The sequence below is a fragment of the Isosphaeraceae bacterium EP7 genome (assembly GCA_038400315.1).
Taxonomy (GTDB): domain Bacteria; phylum Planctomycetota; class Planctomycetia; order Isosphaerales; family Isosphaeraceae; genus EP7.
On sequence record CP151667.1, the window covers coordinates 1,430,492 to 1,449,366 of the forward strand.

Genomic DNA, 18,875 nt, shown 5'->3' on the forward strand with positions numbered 1-18,875 from the left:
TCTGCCATTATTTTGAGCAGAAACAGGAACAATCAGGCGTCTCCTATTGATCTCGGTGGAGGTTGTGATAAACCTGGGTAGGTTCGATGTTTAACGTATATTTGCCGGGCGGGTCTGGCCATCCCTGAATCGGCGAGCAGTTCCCCCTATTTCGGCCACGGAGCGTCCCATGCGTCGCAGAGGATTCACTCTGATTGAGTTGCTGGTTGTCATTTCTATTATCGCGGTTTTGATTGCGCTTCTCCTGCCCGCGGTTCAGAGCGCCCGCGAAGCCGCCAGGCGTGCCCAGTGCATCAACAACATCAAGCAGATCGGCCTGGCCATGCACAACTATCACGACTCGCTGGGGAGCTTTCCCCCGGGCTCGATGGTGCAGGTCGGCTGGGACGGCTCCTGGTGGGCCTGGTCCACGTTCATCCTGCCGCAGCTCGAGCAGGGCCCGACTTACAACGCGATCAACTTCTCGCTGAGGAGCGGCGCCAACACGAGCGTGGAGCATGTGACCGTCTATCGGACGATCATCTCGGCGTATCTCTGCCCTTCGGACGACTCCAACAAGCTCTTTACCGACCGGAAATGGACGAACATCCTCGACCTGGGGACGTCGTACACCGCCGCTCCGTTGAACTATGTGACGAGCTGGGGCGACCAGAAGACGGGCAACCCGCTCTTCGACATCTACTCAACCCAGGCGGCCGGCACCTACTGGGGATGCAACAACACGTTCTCGGGCATGTTCGGCGATTGCAGCTCCGGGGCGGTCACGAGCCTGACTTCGTGCACCGACGGATCGAGCAACACCTTCCTGGTCGGCGAGAATTCGCCCAACTTCAACGGCCAGCTCATGTGGACCAACGGCCACGGGGCCTACGGCGGGACCATCGTGCCGCTGAACTGGAAGACGAATCTGAGGGATAACGAGGTGGACCCGACCGACGGAACCACGTGCAGCACCGCCTACATCACCTCGATCCAGGCGACCCACTGCTTCCGCAACCAGGTCTACAACTTCGCCTTCAAGAGCAAGCATCCGGGAGGGGCCAACTTCTGCCTGAGCGACGGGTCGGTCCGGTTCGTCAAGCAGACGGTCAACCCGCGGACGTACGCCGCCCTGAGCACCAGGGGTCGCGGCGAGGTCATCTCCTCCGACGCCTACTGATCCGGGCGAGGCCGGATTTCGGCCACGGGCGGGGCGGTGTCGCCCCGCCCTGTTCTTGCCCGTTTGCACCGAGCGGAGGAGGAGGCGTCCATGCGAAACGCGATGATCCTGTTCCAGGCGGGCCTTCTCGCCGCCCTTTCCGGCTGCGGCTCCGACAACGGCCTGGAACTGGCCCGGGTGACCGGGACGGTGACCCATCAGGGGAAGCCGCTGACCTACGGCTCGATCATGTTCGAGCCCGACACGACGAAGGGGACCTCGGGGCCACCCGCGATTGGCTCGATCAACAAGGATGGGTCGTTCGTGCTCTCGACGGAGTCGGCCGGCGACGGCGCGGTCGTCGGGGCCCATCGCGTGGCCATCATCGGGCTCGACCCCGAGGGCGCCGACCAGCCGCCCGCGCTGCCCGACCCGACGGTCGACCCCAAAGCCTTCATGGTGGCCAAGAATAAGGCGGGGATGCTCGCCAGCCGCCCCAAGAAGGCGGCCCAGGAGACCTTCACCGACAAGACCGGCAAGGTCTTCCGCGTGACCGTGCCGGCGAAGCTCTCCAACCCCGCGACCTCGGAGATCAAGGTCGAGGTCGGTCGCGGGTCGAACGGGGTCCATCTGGAGATCGACGAGGCTGGTACGGTGAAGGTCAGCAGCTAGCGCGGGTGGGCTGAGGACCTCGATTTGCTCGCCCGAAGACCGGCACGTGGCGCTTCGCCCCCCTCGGGCCGCAAGCAAGGGCCTTGGGGTGTAGGGGATCCGTCTGCTAGTCTGGAATGCTCCAACGGATCCCGCCCACGTTGCCCCATCGGAGTCGGTGCGTTGTTCGCTGGACCCATCATCGCGCGCGAGGTCATCACGGCCCCGCGCCCGCCCCGCTTCTATGTGGCCCGAGCTTCCTACGTCGGACTGCTGTTCATCCTGATGTGGACCGCCTGGCAGTCGCTGATTGGCTGGCGAGATGTCAGCGAGGTCGGCCTGATCTCGCGGTTCGGCGTCATTTTGTTCCAGTTCTTCGCCCTGCTCCAGCTGACGCTGATGCTGTTCTTCGCCCCGCTGGCGGCGGCCACGGCGGTGGCCCACGAGAAGGACCGGCGGACGTTCATCCTGCTGCTGATGACCGACCTGCGCGACGTCGAGATCGTGCTGGGCAAGCTGTCGGCCAGCCTCCTGCAGATCGGGACGCTGCTGCTGACCGGTGCGCCGGTCTTCTTTCTCTGCCTGCTTCTGGGGGGCGTCTCGCCGCTCCAGATGTTGGACGTTCTGGCGGTGACGGCGGCCGCCGGCTTCGTCGGCGGTGCACTCGGGCTGCTGGTGGCCCTGGCCCGCGACCGGACGTTCCAGTCGCTCGCCCTGACGGTGCTGGTGCTGGTGCTCGGGCTTGCGGCCGTCGAGGCCCTGGGCATCGCCTTCCCCGACCTGGCCATCGCCGGGGTTCCCCTGGCCCAGGCGCTCAATCCTTACCGGGCGATCGTCGGCGTCCTGTCGTCGGCGACGGGGGTGAACGCCGTGCTCCGGCCGAGCCTGGTCTTCGTGGCCGCGGCTAGCCTGGCCGCCGTCGCACTGGTCGTCTTCGGGGTCTTCATGCTGCGCATCTGGAACCCCGGCCGCAACGAGCCCCGCGAGCAGCGCGAGGGGCAGGGGGCCGAGGAGGTCGAGACGCTCGTCGAGGTCGAAGAAGTGCCGGCCGGCCTGCCCGAGTCGACCCCGGCCACCGATGGTGAGACCATCTCCACCGGCCTGCACGTCCCGCGACGCACCCACAAGCGGATCACCCGCAAGGCCGGGGTATACCGCCGACCCTGGACGAATCCGATCCTCTGGCGCGAGCTGATGACCAGGGCCTACGGCACCAAGCCGCTCATCATCAAGGGGGCCTACCTCCTGGCCTTCGCGCTGGGGGTGGCCTATTACGCCGGAACCCCCGGGCTGGACTCGGACACCTGGCGGGTGGCCAAGGTCCTGATCCCGCTGTCGATCCTCAGCCTGATCCTGGTCAACGCCCAGGGAGTAACCTCGCTGACCAGCGAGCGCGACACCGGGGCCCTGGACCTGCTGCTGGTCACCGAGCTGAGCCCGCAGCAGTTCATCTACGGCAAGCTCTACGGCGTGCTCTATAACACCAAGGAGATGGTCGCGCTGCCGGTCGTCTTCGCCCTGGGGCTGGCCTTCGCCGGCAAGCTCACGTGGGAGTCGGCCGGGTACGTCGTGGTCGACTTCCTGCTGCTCTGCCACTTCTCGGCGATGCTGGGGCTGCATGCGGCGTTGACCTATACCAACAGCCGTGCGGCGGTGGCGAACAGCCTGGGGACCATCTTCTTCCTGATGGTCGGCATCCTGATCTGCGCCTTCCTGATCATCCTGAGCGACCAGGAATTCGGCCGCCAGCTGCTCAGCTTCCTGATCTTCATCGGCGCGGGGAGCGTGGCCCTGTTCGGTTCGCTGGGGTCGAGGAACCCGTCGAGGGCCATCGCCCTGGTCGCGCTGCTGACGCCATTCTGGTCGTTCTACTGCGTGATCAGCCTCTTGAACGCCGACATCCTGGCGGCCTTCCTGGTCAGCGCGGGCATCTATGGGTTCGCGCTGCTGGCCATGCTGGTGCCGGCCGTCGGCGACTTCGATATCGCGCTGGGACGAACGGGCGCCATCCAGGGCTAGGGTGTACTCGATGGCGGGAGGCGTCCAACTTGGGTAAATTACCCTGGTCCGCACCCTCCCGCCCTCGATCGGCCGCGCTGGCCGTCTCCCCCGGAAGCCCCCGCCATGCCATCCCGCACCTCGATCTTCGCACTCGTGCTGGCGCTGCTCACCTCGGCCGCCGGCGCCGACGACGACCTGGCCAAGGAGCTGCCGCGAATCGGCTCGAAGACGCCGGCGCAGGCGCTCGAGTCCTTCAAGCTCCACCCGGGCTTCCGGCTCGACGAGGTGGCCATCGAGCCCGCCGTCACCGATCCGGTGGCCATCTGCTACGACGCCGATGGCCGGCTCTATGTCGTCGAGATGCGGGGCTACCCCTATCCCCAGAAGGTGGCGACGGGCAACGTCCGCCGGCTTGAAGATAAGGATGGCGACGGTCGATACGAGACCAGCACCATCTTCGTCGACGGTCTGTCGTGGCCGACCTCGGTCGTCCCCTACGACGGCGGCGTCTTCATCGCCGTGGCCCCTGACATCCTTTATGCGAAGGATGCCGACGGCGATGGCGTGGCCGAGATCAAGGTGAAGGCGTTCAGCGGCTTCGGCGTCGACAACGTCCAGGCCCTGCTCAACGGCCTGCTCTGGGGCAACGACGGCTGGATTTACGGGGTCGCGGCGGGCAACGGCGGCGAGATCGTCAACCACCTGAAGCCGGGCTCCAAGCCGGTCTCGGTTCGCGGTCGAGACTTCCGATTCAAGCCCGACGGCTCGGCCTTCGAGGCGATCTCCGGCGGGGGCCAGTTCGGCCACTCGTTCGACGACTGGTACCATCGGTTCACCTCCGGCAACTCGAACCACATCCGCCAGATCGTCCTCCCTTCCCAGTACCTCGAGCATAACCCGGCGCTTGCGGCCGGCGCGGTCATCGACGACATCGCCGAGGACGGCCCGGCGGCCCCCGTCTTCAGGATCAGCCAGCCCGAGCCCTGGCGGATCGTCAGGACCCGGCAACGCGCCGCCGACCCGGTCATGTCCAAGCGACTCCCCCCCAGCGAGTTGGCGATCACCGGCTTCTTCACCTCGGCCACTGGCGTGACCATCTACCGCGGGACCGCCTTCGACGAGCCCTATCGCGGCAACGCATTCGTCGGCGACGTGGGGGGGAATCTGGTCCACAGGAAGACCCTCGAGAAGCATGGGGTGGAATTCCTGGCGAAACGGGCCGACAAGGGGGCGGAGTTCCTCGCCTCCACCGACAACTGGTTCCGGCCCGTCAACTTCGCCAACACTCCCGACGGCACGCTCCTGATCCTGGACATGTACAGGGAAACGATCGAGCATCCGTTCTCGATTCCCGAGCCGATCAAGAAGCACCTCGACCTGACTAGCGGGCATGACATCGGCCGGCTCTACAACCTCGTCCCCTCCGGCTTCAAGGCACGGACAAGGCCCTCGCTGGGCAAGGCGACCGTCGCCGAGCTGGTCGCGACCCTGTCCGATCGAGACGCCTGGTGGCGCGAGACGGCCCAGCGACTCCTGATCGAGCGGCGCGATCCGGCGACGGTCGGGCTGCTGCGCGACGGGCTGGCGAAGGTGGGCACCCCGCTGGGGCTGGCCCATCGGCTCTGGACGCTCGACGCGCTGGGTGCTCTGACGGCGGCCGACGTCCGGCTGGCTGCGGGATCGGCATCGGCCGACCTCCGCGAGCAGGCCGCGCGGCTGGTGGCCGACCACCCCCAGATGGCCGTCGAGCTGGGCGAAGAGTTGTCCAGGCTGGCTGCTGACGCCGAGCCGATGGTGCGGTTCCAGACCGCCTTCGCGCTCTGGAAGGCGGTCGACGGCGTGGCCCTTCCGGCGCTGGCATCGATCGCCAGGGCGGCGGACGGCGATCGATGGGTGCGGGCGGCGGTGCTCAGTTCGGTGGGGGGGAGGCCGCTCGCCTTCCTCGACACGCTGAAGGGGTCCGACGGGTTCCTGGCCACGCCAGCCGGTCGGGCCTGGGTCGAGGAGGTGGCGGTGCTCTGCGGCATCGAGAACACCAAGTCGGATCTGGATGCCTTGCTGGCACGCTACGCCGGCAAGCAGGCCCCGGCGGGGCAGGCCGACGCGGTGGCGCTCGGGATCGGCCGCGGGTTGCAGCGGTCGGGGGGCTCGCTGCGGGCCTATCTCGACGGCGGCTCCCAGGCGCTTGCCGACCTGTTCGACGGCGCGGCCGGGGTGGTCAACTCCGAGGCCGGCGAGGCCGATCGCGTCCGCGCCATCAGGCTGCTGGCCCTTGGCTCGGTGAACCGCGCGGTCGAAACCCTGACCCCGCTGCTCGACGGCCGCCAGCCGACCTCGGTGCAGCTCGCGGCCTTGCAAGGGCTGGCGGGCTTGCCCGATGAGCGGGTCGCCGGGGCCGTGATCGGCCACTGGAAGTCGCTCAGCCCGGCGGTGCGTGGCGAGGCGATCGAGGTCCTCATCGCCCGGCCCGATCGGGTCAAGGCCCTGCTCGACGCCGTCGAGGCGTCCACCATCGCCGCCACCGATCTCGACGCCGCCAGGCGCAAGCAACTGCTCGCCTCGACCGACCCCGCCACTCGCGACCGCGCCGCCGCCTTGCTGGGCAAGGTCGTCAAGTCGGATCGCTCGAAGGTGGTCGCCGACTTCCTGCCGGCCCTGACCCTGACCTTTGACCGGGCCAAGGGCAAGGGGGTCTTCAAGGTGGCCTGCTCGACCTGCCACCGCGTCGAGGGGGTCGGGGCGGAGGTCGGCCCGAACCTGGCCACGGTGACCGGGCGTTCGGTCGAGGACCTGCTCGGTCACATCCTCGACCCCAACCGCGAGGTCGCCCCGCAGTTCGTCAACTACTCGGTGGCCACCACCGACGGCCGGGTCGTCACGGGCCTGATCGCCGAGGAGTCGGCCACGACCTTGACCCTCAAACGGGCCGAGGGGGCCGTCGATCTCGTCCCTCGCGCCCAGATCGAGGAGGTCACCTCGACGGGCCTCTCGCTGATGCCCGAGGGGCTCGAGAAGGGCCTGACCCAGCAAGATTTCGCCGACCTGATAGGCTACGTTCGAGGTATCCAGGGACCCGTGCCGGCCGCCACCAAGTAGTCTTCCAAGCTCCCGGATGGCGTCGCAAGTCGTTCCTCTGGCACGGCCTGCGGCGCGCCGGGTTCGTTTCGTAATTTCGATTCGGGCTGGATTATCGGACCCATCACCGACTTGATCGAGGTTTGGATCGCCCGTGTTCTTCCGGATTGTCAAAGAGCGCGAGGGGGCCCTGGCCGACCTGGGTTGGTCGGGTCTGAACTTGCCGGGGAGATAGTTGCGATCTCGGCGGATTTCCGGCAGGATTTCTGCGAGTGTCTCGAAAAAACGACATGCACCGAGGACCGGCGGCCTGACGGCGAGCAGTCGGAGGTTGCGGGTCGGCGGAATTGAAGCGTCGTCGACAATTCGGTTGGGCGTTTCGAGCTGGATATTGCTCTTACGTCTGGTCGATGACTCGAATTGGTGCACTCGATTGACCGGCCGAGGATGCTCGATGAGACGGCTTGCTTGGATCGGACTCTGGCTCCTGGCCGCGACGCCAGCGTATGCGCAGCTCGGCAACCACACCAACCTGAATCGGCTCAATCGCCGAATCTGCGGGCGGGTCGTCGACTACACGCAGAACCACGGGCAGGACAACCGGATCCCGTCGGCCGCGTTGGGTATTCCTCGCGACCTGTACGTCTACCTGCCGCCGGGGTACACGCCGACGAAGGCGTATCCGCTGGTGCTCGACATGCACGTCTCCTACATCGACGAGCACACGTTCGTCGCGCTCGGCCGGGTGTCCGAGATTGACCAGCTGATCACCTCAGGTCAAATGCCGCCGACGATTGTCGCCTGCGTCGACGGCCTGGTCGACGGGAAGAACAGCATCTTCAGCGTCCACTCGTTCTTCCTGGACGGAGTTCGCGGACGGTTCGAGACGCATGTGCTCCAGGAAGTGATCCCGTTCCTGATGACGCAATACTCGATCCGTCCCGAGCCGCAAGCCCACGCGCTGGTGGGGGTGTCCGCGGGCGGTTTTGGCGCCATGAGCATCGCGCTTCGGCACCCCGAGCTGTTCGGCGCGGTCGCCGCAATCGGGGCCCCCTTGAACCTGCGATACACGACGTGCCGAGGTCGTTATTTCGATAACTTCGACCCGTCCACGTTCCGCTGGTCGGAGGTGTACGACCCCAACATGGTCATCGGCAAGGCGTACTTCAGCCTGCGGAAGACGAGGGCCAAGGCCTTCATGGCCCCCGTCTTCGGCGACGGCCCCGACGTGGTGAGCCGGGTGAAGGCGACCAATCCGGCCGACATCATCGCCCGCCCCGACTTCCAGCCCGGTCAGCTGGCGATGTACATTGCCTACGCCGGCCGCGACAACTACAACTTCGACGCCCACGCCGAGTCGTTCCTCTGGATTGCGCGCCAGCGGGGAATCGCGGTCGACGCGGTGGTCGACCCGTTCGCCAACCACGGCCTCAGGTTCTTCCGCGAGAACCACATCCCGGCCTACCTCTGGGCCAGCCGCCACATCCTCCCCCCGGTCGACCTAATCATCGGAGCACCTGCGATCGTGCAATCCGACCGGAACCTGGACGGTGCGACTCGCTGACGATCTCTGTCCTGAAGGACGAGCCAACATGCGCGACATCCGGGTGGCCGCGGCCCAGTTCGAGCATCGGGACGGCGACAAGGCCTATAATCTGAGCCGGATTGCCGAGCTGACGGCTCGCGCCGCGGCGAAGGGGGCGGAGGTCGTCTGCTTCCACGAGTGCAGCGTCACCGGCTACACCTACCTGCAAACCCTCGATCGCGACGGGCTGGACGCCGTGGCCGAGCCAGTGCCGGGGGGCGAGTCGACCCAGGCGCTCATCGAGATCGCCCGAGCCTCGAACGTCGTCGTGATGGCGGGCCTGATCGAGCGGGCCGCCGACGGCCGTCTGTTCAAGTGCTATGCCGCGGTCGGTCCCGAGGGATTGCTGGCCAGATTCCACAAGCTGCACCCGTTCATCAATCCGCACCTGACGCCCGGCGAAGGCTACTGCGTGGCCGAGATTCGCGGGGTGAAGTTCGGCTTCCTGATCTGCTACGACAACAACCTTCCCGAGAACGTGCGGGCCACGACCCTGCTGGGCGCCGAGGTCATCGTGATGCCCCACGTGACCGGCTGCACCCCCTCGCCGATGCCCGGCCGGGGCGCCGTCGACCCGATCCTGTGGGACCGCCGCCACGAAGATCCCGCCCGACTGCGCCAGGAATTCCAGGGCCCCAAAGGCCGAGGCTGGCTGATGCGATGGCTTCCCGCCCGAGCCTGGGAAAACGGCATCTTCGCCGTCTTCAGCAACCCCATCGGCCGGGACCACGACACGATCAAGCCCGGCCTGGCGATGATCCTCGACCCCAGCGGCGAGGTCCTCGTCGAAAGCCACGAGCTGGACGACGACGTCGTCATCGCGCTCCTGAAGGCCGATGCCCTGGACGATGCGCCCGGCCGTCGCTATCTGCGAGCCAGACGCCCCGAGCTCTACGACACGCTGGTCGAGCCGCATCCTCCGGGGCATCAACCGGTCACGGCGCCAGGATGGAAGCGGACCTTCGAGGGCTGAGATCGAAGGTCACGAGTCGTTGAATCTTGAATATCAGAACGCGAATCTTTCTCAGCTTCGGCCGACGGCGGACCGTGGATCGACCACGGGACGATGCCATTCAGCCTAGCAGACTGCGGGAATTTCGAGAGCCTTCGATCGAAGCAGACGAACCGAGCCTTCGGGACGAATCGGTGCCAATCGAGCGAGGCCGCGAACTGAACCGCCTCAATCGCATTGATGTGCCAAGCAAGTCGAGCTCGACCGATGAGATTTCAAGCTGCGACGAGTTGATTCGCACCAAGCCGGATCATCGTGAGGCGTCGCGACCTAAGGTCTCCGAGGGATTTTTCGCGGAGCTGGGCTGATCGCTCTCGTGACGCGAGGCCAGTTCGCACCTTGCTCGCGGCGTCAGACACAGTTCAATTTCGGTCATCGAGGAGATGTCGACTTCCGACTTCGGATGCGCGAATTTCTCTCGGGCGATGGATTTCCGAACTCGTCGTGACAACACTTCACGAGGGCACTCGGGCACATCGACGGTCAAGGATCGTAGCTCTGATAAGGTTACGGGTCATTCCGATTTCCGGATCGACCTCCCGAGGCCGCCCAGGCCATCACCGGCGTTCAACTCGGAAAACCAAGCTCTGGGCTCGGCGACGCGCGGACAGCCTGTTGGTTTTCAACATCGAAGTGGCCGTCACACCATGGTGCGTCGGTCCGTCATGTTGAGAGCGGTCGTATGACGACATCCAGGAGCATCGCATGCCAGGCATCGATCCCACCGAAATCACCGAGCAGATGCGGACGTTCCACGCCCAGGACACGGCCGAGCAGGCCGGATGGATGCTACATAGTCCGATGTGGCGCACGATCTCGGCTCGCTTCTACAATCTGCACCACATCGACCTGCGCAAGCACGTTAAGTCGATCGTCAAGGTGAACCCGACGATCAACGCCGGCTTCGACTTCGTGGCGGTTGATGCCGAGAAATGGGCTGAAGCGCTGCAGCACGGGGGGTTCCAGCCGGACTCGCGCGAGCGGATTCTGGGAATCCTTCCGTCGGTGGGCAGCATCGCGGCGCTGGCGACGCACGGGCAGGGGTATCGGGAGAATTCCGAGCCGAGCCTGCATTGCGCGGTGGCGAAGGATTACTGCAACGTCCACCTCGACAATGTCGGCATCCGCCTGGGCAGCTACAACGCCAACGCGCCGCAGCACATCGCGGACGAGCTGATCTGGCAGGACAAGATCCTCCCGGCGATGCTGAAGATCGGCATCTCGTCGCACTTCGTCGATATCCTGCGACGCGTTCACCCGATTGTGCCGAATCTCCGGCAAGTGACGGCGGTGACGAAGGAATGGCAGCCTCGCATCGGGGTCGAGCTCGATCTCGCCCGGGTGCGCAGCAAGGACGCGTCCAAGCAACTGCGGGTCTACATCGACTTCTCGCACGCGTGCAGCAACTCGACCTGCAAGCTGCTCAACAACATGCAGGGCAAGACGTACAACGATGATCGCGTCATGTTCACGATCGAGGTGACGGGCCTGTAAAACTCGATCGCTCAGGGACGTCTCGCTCGGCGAGGCGAGCTGAGTCTTCGGCTTCATCCACGTCCGAAGGCCTGTTTCGCTCGTCACTCATGCGTCCCTCGCACTATTTGGGCTTCCGACAAAGCCCGCAATCGCTCTTGGGAATGAGCTGTGGTGGGACGATCTTGATCGGGTAGCGGCCGAGACCGAGTCTCTCGATCAGCCACGAGTTCTCGTACTGATATTGATCGAATTGGCTTCGCATCATCATCTGCCTGGCGATGTAGCGACTGGCGGGCTTGCCGATCCGGATCAGGGGATAATGGTTGCGCCCGAGCTGGGGATCGACCGCGGCGACGGCGTGGATGCAGTCGCTGATGAGCATGTCCCGCCCCGAGCTGATGGCACGATACTGAGCGGTCCCGCTCTCGGCGACCTCCCGCACCCTCAGCGACCGTTCGTAGACCTGCGGGGCGATGACGAACGGCCCCCACATGGTGACGCTCTCGCCCTCGGAATAGACGAAGTTGAGCGACTGTTCGAGGTCGAAATTGACCCCTTGCTCGGGCTTCAAGCTCCAGACTCTGACCTTCAGCGTGGCGGGCAGCCAACTGATGGTGTTGACTTCGAGGGAGTAGGTCGAAAGGTCGGGGCCTTCGCCAACGGCCCTCACGAACGTCGCCCACGTGTGCGTGCGGCGGAGGACCTTGGGGGACGACTGCGACCCGAAGATCAGGAGGAAATAGCGGTCATCCGCACGCGCGGTCGCGGCAGAAAATCCCACCAAGAGCAGTGCGACGATCGACGCGGATCGGAGACGTGAGACGGCGCGCATCGGCGAATCTCCGGCCACGTTGGGAGCCAAATCTGAAGGATACGCGACAGGCCATGGCTGGGTCGAGCATCGATCGATGGACGCGTGTCGGTGGCGACGGAGGCATCGGCAGGGGAGATTGGGTCGCTCGTGCCGGGCGTCAGGATGGATTAATTCGGACTGATGAACGATTGGCGAGGATCTTCAGCGATTGCCCGATCGAGGATCTCAGCCCAGGAGAAGGAGTTGGGATCCATCACGAAACTCTCATGCGAAAGAGGCCGGGGAGAACTTGCGTTCTCCCCGGCCTCGATGGTTTATTGGGCTAGTTCCGTCGCGGATCAGGGCTGGGCGGCGGCCTTGATGGGGATGGAGGCTAGCTTCTCGGAGCCGAGGGTGAGGTAGTCGGAGACGATCTTGAGGATCTCGTCGTTGTAATAGTCGGGCTCCCAGACCGTTCGCTCGCCGTAGCGCTTCTTACGCTTCTTTTCCTTGGTCTTCTCGTCAACCGCGTCGTGGCCTTCGGCGTCCTCGTCGGGGACGAACTCGGCGCGGAACTTGTCTTCGTTGAGCGAGATCGAGTGGCGGGCCTTGCGGTCGATGGCCTTCTTGATCTGCTCGTCCTGCTTGCGGAACTTGTCGCTGCCCTTGCGCCGCTCCAGGGACTTCACCTCGATGGAGGAGACGAGCTCCTGGGAGAGCTTGTTGAAGTTGTCGTGGGGCAGGGGGGCGACGCGGTCGAAGGCGAGGGCGTTATCCATCTTGCCCTCGTTGATGTCGGCGACATCGCGGAGGGAGGGGATGTGGATGTCGGACTTCACGCCGTTGATCTGGGTGCTCTCGCCGTTGGCCCGGTAGAACTGCTGGATGGTGAGCTTCAGGGCGCCCAGGTTGGGGCTGCGGCGGCCGAGCTGCTCGTTGATGGGTACGATGCTCTGGACGGTGCCTTTGCCGTAGGTGCTGGCGTCGCCGATGATCAGGCCCCGGCCGTAATCCTTGATCACGCCGGCGAAGATCTCGGAGGCGCTGGCGCTCAGGCGGTTGATCAGGACGACCAGGGGGCCATCCCAGGCGGTGCCGGCGTCTTCGTCGTCGAGGTGCTTGACGCCCGAGGCTTCCTTCACCTGGACGACCGGGCCGTTGTCGATGAACAGGCCGGAGAGGGTGATGGCTTCCAGCAGGAGTCCGCCGCCGTTGTCGCGGAGGTCGACCATGACGGCGTCAACGCCCTGAGCCTTGAAGCCCTTGAGGAGCTTGCGGCAGTCTTCGGTGGCGGAGACGGCGTCGGGCTCGTTGCGATTCAGGGCACCGGTGTCGCCGTAGAAGGCGGGCAGGCCGATGACACCGATCTTGAGGGGCTTGCCGTCTTCGGACTTGGTCTCGATGATCTGGCCCTTGGCGTGAGCTTCGGCTAGCTCGATCTTGGCCCGGGTCAGCTCGTAGATCTTGCGTTCCTTGGTCTCGGCCGGCTGGATGATCAGGCGGACCTTGGTGCCGGCGGGGCCTCGGATGTCGCGGACGACGTCGGAGAGCTTCTTCTCAACGAAGCTGATCTCTTCGCCATCTTCCTTCTGGATGCCGAGGATCTTGTCCTCGGGCTGGATCCGGGCGTCCTTGTCGGCGGGGCCGTTGGGGACGAGTTCCTTGACCACCGCGTAGCCGTCCTCGGACTGGAGCGACGCGCCGATGCCCTGCAGCGAGAGGTGGAGCTGCTGGGTCATCATGTCCTCGAGCGTATTCGGGCTCATGTAGCTCGAATGCGGGTCGAAGGTCTTGGTCAGGCTGCTGAGGAAGAATTCGAGCAGGTCGCTGCTGCTGAACTGATGGACGGCGCGGTTGCGGTCCTTGTACTGGATGCCGATCTTCTTGAGGGCCTCGGCGGGCTCGATCTTGGCGACCTTTCGCTCGAGCAGTTCGAGCTTGAGTCGCTTGCGGAGCCGCTCCTTGGCCTCGGCGGCGTCGGCGGGGTACTCGGCCTTCTCGGGGTCGTCGACGTAGGCTTCCTCGACCTTGAAGTCGGGAGTTTCCTTGAGCAAATCAACGACGTCCTTGTACCGCTCGTCGGAGCGCTGGACGTAGCGTTCCATCACTTTCTTGGCCCAGGTGATGTCGCCTTCCTTGATCTTGTCGTCGAGGGTGGTTTCCTCGGCGAGGAACTCGGCGACGTCGGACTTCAGGAAGTTGTATTTCTGGGGGTCGAGATCCTTGATGAAGGTCTTCGCCCATTTCTTGGCGGTTTCATCGTCGATCTTGGGCTTGGCCATGTGGCTTTGCTCAAGCAGCTTGACGACGATCTGGGCCGTGACCTGGTCGGTGGCCGTGGGGCTGAGCTGCGGCTGGGGCGCCTGGGCGCCGATGATCGCGGCCGAGGCGCCGACCAGCGCGAACAGGGCAAGTGGACGGAAAGCGAGTCGCGGCATATAGGTTCCGTTCCGTGCGGTTGTGGGAAGGAGGTCGCCACGCCGAGCCCGGTCACATCATTATGATGATAGGCCGGGGGCCGGGCAGAAACAAGCAAAGGGGCCGAGTCCGTTCAGGCCGCCGCCGGCCGGTCATCTCCTCCTTCATCGGCAAGAGTCATTCAGGTTCTACGCCCGGCGCCGCAGTAAGTTCGGAGAGGATCGCTCCAGGCCGATCTGTGGCACCGTCTCGAGTTGGTTTCAGTCGATCCAGGTCGCTTTCAGGGGGGCGAGCATCGCCTGCGGGCTGGTTGCGGCCCCGATCTGAACGGGCATGGGGACGAAGTGGTAATAGGCGTGCAACGCCTTGGGTCCGGGCGGGGGATTCTCACCGTTGCCGGCGAAATCGCGCCAGAGGCTCAGCCGGCCCGAGGCGTCGACCTCGATCCGATCGCGGGCGGTCAGGCCGAAGTCGGCGAGGGCGGCGGCGGTGCAGCGAGCGTCGTCCATCACATGCGCCCACCCTTCGGCCTTGCCCGCCAGGCCCGCGGTACCCGCCGGGGACTGGGCGAACGGCGTCTTGCTGCCGAGCTTGCCGTGGGTAACCCGCCAGACGGGCTCGCCGTGCCCGAGGCCCGGCGCCTGGCCCGACTCCAGGGTCATCCGCTCCGACGGGCCGAGCGTGCCGTAAATCGTGCTGGGGCCACCGAAATCGACGAGTGCTCGTTTGCCTTCCAGGAGCAGGTCGAGTTCGATGCCAAGGCCCGCGACGAGTCCCTGGGGGTCGTCAACCTGCCAGGTCATGTCGATCCATGACTTGGACGCGGGGCAGGTCATCTCGACGCGGGACTCGACCCGACGCTCGCCACGAAGGGCTTCGGTGGAGTCGAACCGGAGGCCGACGGCGAGCGGCCCTTTGCGCAAGACGGTCGCCCGCGTGGGGATTCCGCCGGGGCCGAAGCCGCCAACCCGATAGAGGATGTCGTCGCGGTAGCGGATCCAGAGGCCCGCGGATCGAGGCTTGAGGAACGCCAGCCCGGAGTTGGAGACCCCCGTGAGCAGGCCGAGGAGGTTCTCGGGAATCTCGTAGGCTAAGGTCCGGCCATTAGTGACGCGGAAGAGGCCGGGCGACTGTTCCAGGCCGATGCCCGACGAGGGGACGGGACCGGGCTCGATGTCGGGCCCCTGGACGAGCAGATAATCCACGGTCTCGCCGGGGGCGTGGCTGACGTTGAAGTCGAGCCGGACGATCGGGGGTGCGGAACCCTCGGCGTCCTTTGAGGTTGTGAATTGCGCCGGGACCGGCTTTCCGTCGAGTTCCAGGCGGAATTTGAAGGAGGGGTCGGCGTCGGGGACGATCAGGTGGACCGGGTAGCCGAAGCGGCGGAGGCCGGCGGTCTCGGCGATGCGGAGCGTCCGCCGCGCGGGGCGCGGCGGGGCGGATCGGGCCGTCGACGCGGCGAGGGCGGCCATCGACGCGGCGGCGGCCAGGGCATGTCGGCGGCTGATCCGGTCAGTCGGCATCGGCGGCCAGCTCCAGCACGAGGATGGTGTCGATCGGGTCGGCCTTGATCCCCTTGAGCGAGAGGATCAGGCGATCGCCGAGGATCTGGTGCGCGACGGGCGCCTTGTCCCAGGTGTGGATCGAGGCCACCTTGCCCTGGAAGCCGGCGATGGAGAGTTCATCGCCCAGGGATTCGCGATCGAGCAGGTGGAGATAGACGCGCCTGCGGATCGGGTCGGCAGTGGAGACGCCCCAGGCGGCTGCGGTTGTGGGACCGGAGCGAGTGCCGTAAATGGACTCGCCATGGGTGTTCAGCCAGGCCCCGACGGCCTTGAGCCGCTCGACGGCCTGGGGCTGGATGGTGCCGTCGGGTCGGGGCCCCACGTTGAGCAAGAAATTCGCGTCGGCCCCGGCGGCCCTGACCAGGGACTGGATGAGTTGCTTGGGGCTCTTGAAGGTCTGGTCGGAAGAATTGTAGCCCCAGGCCCGGTTGATGGTCTCGCAGCTTTCCAGTGGCAGAGTCCCGACCGCATTGTCGGCGTTCAGGCCCGAATCGTTGCGCCCCGGAAGGTCCTTCTCGAACATCTGGATGTCTTCGCCCGGGAAGGGCTTGCGGTGATGGTTGTTGCCGACGAGCGCGCCAGGCTGGAGCCTGTGGATGAGCGCATAGGTGCGGTCGAGACGCCAGTCGGCCGCGGGCTTGTCCCACCAGCCGTCGAACCAGATTCCCGCGATGGGCCCGTAGCCGGTGAGCAGCTCGGTGAGCTGGGCATCCAGGTAATCCAGGTAATGGTTCCAGTCGCCTGCCTCGGCGCGGCCGGTGTTGCGTCCGGTCAGGCCCCTGGGGAAATAGTCCGGGTGGTGCCAGTCGAGGTGAGAGTAATAGAGGAAGAGCTTGATGCCCTGGAGCTGGCACTCGGCGGCCAGCTCCTTGATGATGTCGCGCCCGCCGGGGGTTCGGTCGACGACATCCCAATCGGTCTGCTTGGAGTCGAACAGGCAGAAGCCGTCGTGGTGCTTGGCGGTGACGGTGATGTATTTCATGCCGGCGGAGCGGGCCAGGTCGACCCAGTCCTTGGCGTTGAAGGCATCCGGGCACCAGGTCCCGGCCAGCGGCTCATAGTCGGCGGTCTGAATCTTGTGGTTATTCAGCACCCACTCGCCGTCGGCGAGCTGGCTGTAGACGCCCCAGTGGACGAACAGGCCGAAGCGGTCGGCCCGGTACCGGGCGCGAGCAGTGGATTGCGCCTCGGTCGGCGGTTTCAGCTCCGGGACCGCCTGAGATCGGACCACGGCGGGCATCAGGATCAACCCGAAAGCCGCGATCAGGGGCGCAAGTCGAGATTGCCGTCGGGTCATCGTCGGAACTCCTTGGGCGACGACAGCCGTTGAGATCGCCCGAGGTGCGGGATCTGCGGAATTTAACACCGCCCGGTAGTGGCGACAACCCCCGCGGAAACCCGTCCGCGACGCGGCTGGTGGAAGGAGAGTCGGAGTTCGAGTGAGTGAGGCGACTCGATGGAAGGAGCGTGCGCCGGTCGAATCGGCGTCCGGATCTCTCTGATTTTGATGCGAGTCCGGATGAATTCATGGCACGTCCTTCGCATTCGGAATAACCCGACTCACGTTTCACGGCCGCGACCCTTCCGCATGGGACGACCGCGACGTGCGGCCCGGCCGACTGTGGCCGCGGCAATGCGTCGCGCGGCGGGCGACAAGGCCGCCGAGGTTGCGGGCGAGTCCCAGGACGGGCGGGCGGCGAGTTCCAGCGAGGGGAATTCCACTGATGACGACCAGGACCTTGCGAATCGGCGGACTCGCCACACTGCTGGGCCTCGCGGCCCTGACGTCGGCGAACGCGCAAAACTCGGTGGGAAACGGAATCAGCGGCACGGCCGGCGGTCAGGGGGCGACCGGCACCGCGACCGCGCCGAGCCTCCGCGGGACCGATCAGGGCAACCCGCGCGAGACCATCGGCAGCACCGGCCAGGAGGTTCAACCCGGGACCCGCGATGACGCCGAACAGGGCGTGGATCGTCGCCGCTCCGGGCTCGGGGCGGTTCCGGGACAGCGCCGCGAAATGAGGGGCGCCAATGCCAACTCGTACGCGGAACGGGCGGTGATCGGGCACGCGGTCTCCATGGCCATCGAGGCGTCCGGCCTCAAGGCTTGTGCCGAATTGGCCGGAGCCAAGGAGATTGATCAGGCGCAAGCCCAGAACGATCGCCAGGGCGGGGCCGCCATGGATCCAGCCCAGCAGCTGATGATGCACGCACGACAGGCATTCCAGGATAGTCAGACGTTGCTCGGCTCGGCGGGCGGCGACATCATCGGTCGCGACCAGCTCCAGCCCGCGACCGACCGGAACCCCGGGGACAAGCGGATCTATCAGGCGGCCGGCGGCTACATCTCCACCCTGACGGCCCTCTCGGGAATGAATTACGGCCGCCCGGGGGCCAATCCAGACCGAGTGGACGCGTCGCAGAAAGTCATGGCGATGAGCCCGCAGGACAAGGCGACCGTCGCGCTGATCAACCATTCCGTGAAGGAAGTCATCGACGGGACACACATCGTCCAGGCCTCCGGTGAAATGCAGGGCGCGAGTCGCGCGACCGAGGCGTTGCTGCGTCACGGCCGCGACATGCAGACCAACGGCACGCAGACCCTGATGCGACTCGCCGGCAATCAGGCCCCAGGCGACCGCAAGCCGGGCGAGGCCTCCGTCATGGCGCTGGCCCAGCACGGCCGCGAGCTCATCGAGGCTTACGCCGTGGCCGTCCCGCGTGGCGGCGAGATGCTGCGTGAACCGGCCGGCCGCCGAGAGGGTGCCCCGGGCGCAAATCGCAGGGTCCGCGATGAGAACCTGGACGACGCGACACCCGACGCTCGTCGTCCGGAGAGGGATGCGACCCCCGAAGCTCGTCGCCCTGATCGGGACGCCGGCGAAGACGCACCCAAGGCCCGCCGCCCAGCCGCCGATGAGCCCGAGGGAGGAAGCATCCTCAACGGGACCGCCCCTTCCACCAAGGAAAACCCTCGCTGAGATACGTCAGCGACCGAGCCGATCGAAGGCCGCGAGGGATCAAACTCCCTCGTGGCCTCGTCTTTTTCGAAGAATCGTGTGAGATGGCCGTCTTGTGCTCAAGTCCCACCTCGAGGAATGCCGAATACCGAAATACATCGAATTGAGGTCGCACCCGGGATCGTCGGAGTGTCCCCCAAT

Annotated in this window: 12 protein-coding genes; 8 read left to right on the forward strand and 4 right to left on the reverse strand. The window is 65.7% G+C overall.

Annotation, left to right across the window (positions count from 1 at the left end):
• Positions 1-169: 169 nt before the first annotated feature.
• From EP7_RS05575 to EP7_RS05605, 7 genes are all read left to right on the forward strand, one after another.
• On the forward strand, positions 170-1,159 hold the full coding sequence (locus tag EP7_RS05575) for a DUF1559 family PulG-like putative transporter (protein WP_463526652.1): 990 nt from the start codon (positions 170-172) through the stop codon (positions 1,157-1,159).
• Between the two features lie 90 nt (positions 1,160-1,249).
• Positions 1,250-1,810 (forward strand): hypothetical protein, encoded by a 561-nt coding sequence (locus EP7_RS05580; RefSeq protein WP_463526654.1) that lies wholly within the window; start codon positions 1,250-1,252, stop codon positions 1,808-1,810.
• Between the two features lie 162 nt (positions 1,811-1,972).
• Complete coding sequence (locus tag EP7_RS05585; protein ID WP_463526656.1) at positions 1,973-3,808, forward strand: ABC transporter permease; 1,836 nt, start codon at positions 1,973-1,975, stop codon at positions 3,806-3,808.
• A 105-nt stretch (positions 3,809-3,913) separates the two neighbouring features.
• The gene (locus EP7_RS05590) at positions 3,914-6,886 is read left to right on the forward strand and encodes a PVC-type heme-binding CxxCH protein (protein WP_463526658.1); all 2,973 of its coding nucleotides are present in this window, start codon (positions 3,914-3,916) and stop codon (positions 6,884-6,886) included.
• Positions 6,887-7,319: 433 nt separating this feature from the next.
• Positions 7,320-8,429 (forward strand): alpha/beta hydrolase-fold protein, encoded by a 1,110-nt coding sequence (locus tag EP7_RS05595; RefSeq protein WP_463526660.1) that lies wholly within the window; start codon positions 7,320-7,322, stop codon positions 8,427-8,429.
• A gap of 28 nt (positions 8,430-8,457) precedes the next feature.
• Positions 8,458-9,423, forward strand: coding sequence for a nitrilase-related carbon-nitrogen hydrolase (locus EP7_RS05600; RefSeq protein ID WP_463526662.1), 966 nt, complete (start codon positions 8,458-8,460; stop codon positions 9,421-9,423).
• A 744-nt stretch (positions 9,424-10,167) separates the two neighbouring features.
• The gene (locus tag EP7_RS05605) at positions 10,168-10,956 is read left to right on the forward strand and encodes a hypothetical protein (RefSeq protein WP_463526664.1); all 789 of its coding nucleotides are present in this window, start codon (positions 10,168-10,170) and stop codon (positions 10,954-10,956) included.
• 103 nt (positions 10,957-11,059) lie between these two features.
• On the opposite strand, the gene EP7_RS05610 is transcribed toward EP7_RS05605, so the two are convergent.
• The 4 genes from EP7_RS05610 to EP7_RS05625 form a co-directional block, all read right to left on the reverse strand.
• Entirely contained in the window at positions 11,060-11,770 is a 711-nt protein-coding gene (locus EP7_RS05610) for a hypothetical protein (protein ID WP_463526666.1), read from the reverse strand.
• A 320-nt stretch (positions 11,771-12,090) separates the two neighbouring features.
• Entirely contained in the window at positions 12,091-14,169 is a 2,079-nt protein-coding gene (locus EP7_RS05615; RefSeq protein WP_463526668.1) for a carboxy terminal-processing peptidase, read from the reverse strand.
• A 240-nt stretch (positions 14,170-14,409) separates the two neighbouring features.
• Positions 14,410-15,672, reverse strand: a complete 1,263-nt coding sequence (locus EP7_RS05620; RefSeq protein ID WP_463526670.1) for a hypothetical protein — start codon at positions 15,670-15,672, stop codon at positions 14,410-14,412.
• Positions 15,662-17,011 carry an alpha-L-fucosidase gene (locus EP7_RS05625; RefSeq protein WP_463526672.1) on the reverse strand — a complete coding sequence of 450 codons (1,350 nt, stop codon included), beginning with the start codon at positions 17,009-17,011 and terminating at the stop codon, positions 15,662-15,664. Before EP7_RS05625 ends, EP7_RS05620 begins: the two co-directional genes overlap by 11 nt.
• 427 nt (positions 17,012-17,438) lie before the next feature.
• Between EP7_RS05625 and EP7_RS05630 the strand changes: the two genes are divergently transcribed.
• Entirely contained in the window at positions 17,439-18,695 is a 1,257-nt protein-coding gene (locus tag EP7_RS05630) for a hypothetical protein (protein WP_463526674.1), read from the forward strand.
• Positions 18,696-18,875 lie beyond the last annotated feature (180 nt).

What these genes read in the sequence shown, in the direction of transcription:
- EP7_RS05625 (WP_463526672.1), bottom strand. Translation starts at nt 17,011, where the DNA reads ATGACCCGACGGCAATCTCGACTTGCGCCCCTGATCGCGGCTTTCGGG.
- EP7_RS05630 (WP_463526674.1), top strand. Translation starts at nt 17,439, where the DNA reads ATGACGACCAGGACCTTGCGAATCGGCGGACTCGCCACACTGCTGGGC.
- EP7_RS05605 (WP_463526664.1), top strand. Translation starts at nt 10,168, where the DNA reads ATGCCAGGCATCGATCCCACCGAAATCACCGAGCAGATGCGGACGTTC.
- EP7_RS05595 (WP_463526660.1), top strand. Translation starts at nt 7,320, where the DNA reads ATGAGACGGCTTGCTTGGATCGGACTCTGGCTCCTGGCCGCGACGCCA.
- EP7_RS05575 (WP_463526652.1), top strand. Translation starts at nt 170, where the DNA reads ATGCGTCGCAGAGGATTCACTCTGATTGAGTTGCTGGTTGTCATTTCT.
- EP7_RS05610 (WP_463526666.1), bottom strand. Translation starts at nt 11,770, where the DNA reads ATGCGCGCCGTCTCACGTCTCCGATCCGCGTCGATCGTCGCACTGCTC.
- EP7_RS05600 (WP_463526662.1), top strand. Translation starts at nt 8,458, where the DNA reads ATGCGCGACATCCGGGTGGCCGCGGCCCAGTTCGAGCATCGGGACGGC.
- EP7_RS05590 (WP_463526658.1), top strand. Translation starts at nt 3,914, where the DNA reads ATGCCATCCCGCACCTCGATCTTCGCACTCGTGCTGGCGCTGCTCACC.
- EP7_RS05620 (WP_463526670.1), bottom strand. Translation starts at nt 15,672, where the DNA reads ATGCCGACTGACCGGATCAGCCGCCGACATGCCCTGGCCGCCGCCGCG.
- EP7_RS05580 (WP_463526654.1), top strand. Translation starts at nt 1,250, where the DNA reads ATGCGAAACGCGATGATCCTGTTCCAGGCGGGCCTTCTCGCCGCCCTT.
- EP7_RS05615 (WP_463526668.1), bottom strand. Translation starts at nt 14,169, where the DNA reads ATGCCGCGACTCGCTTTCCGTCCACTTGCCCTGTTCGCGCTGGTCGGC.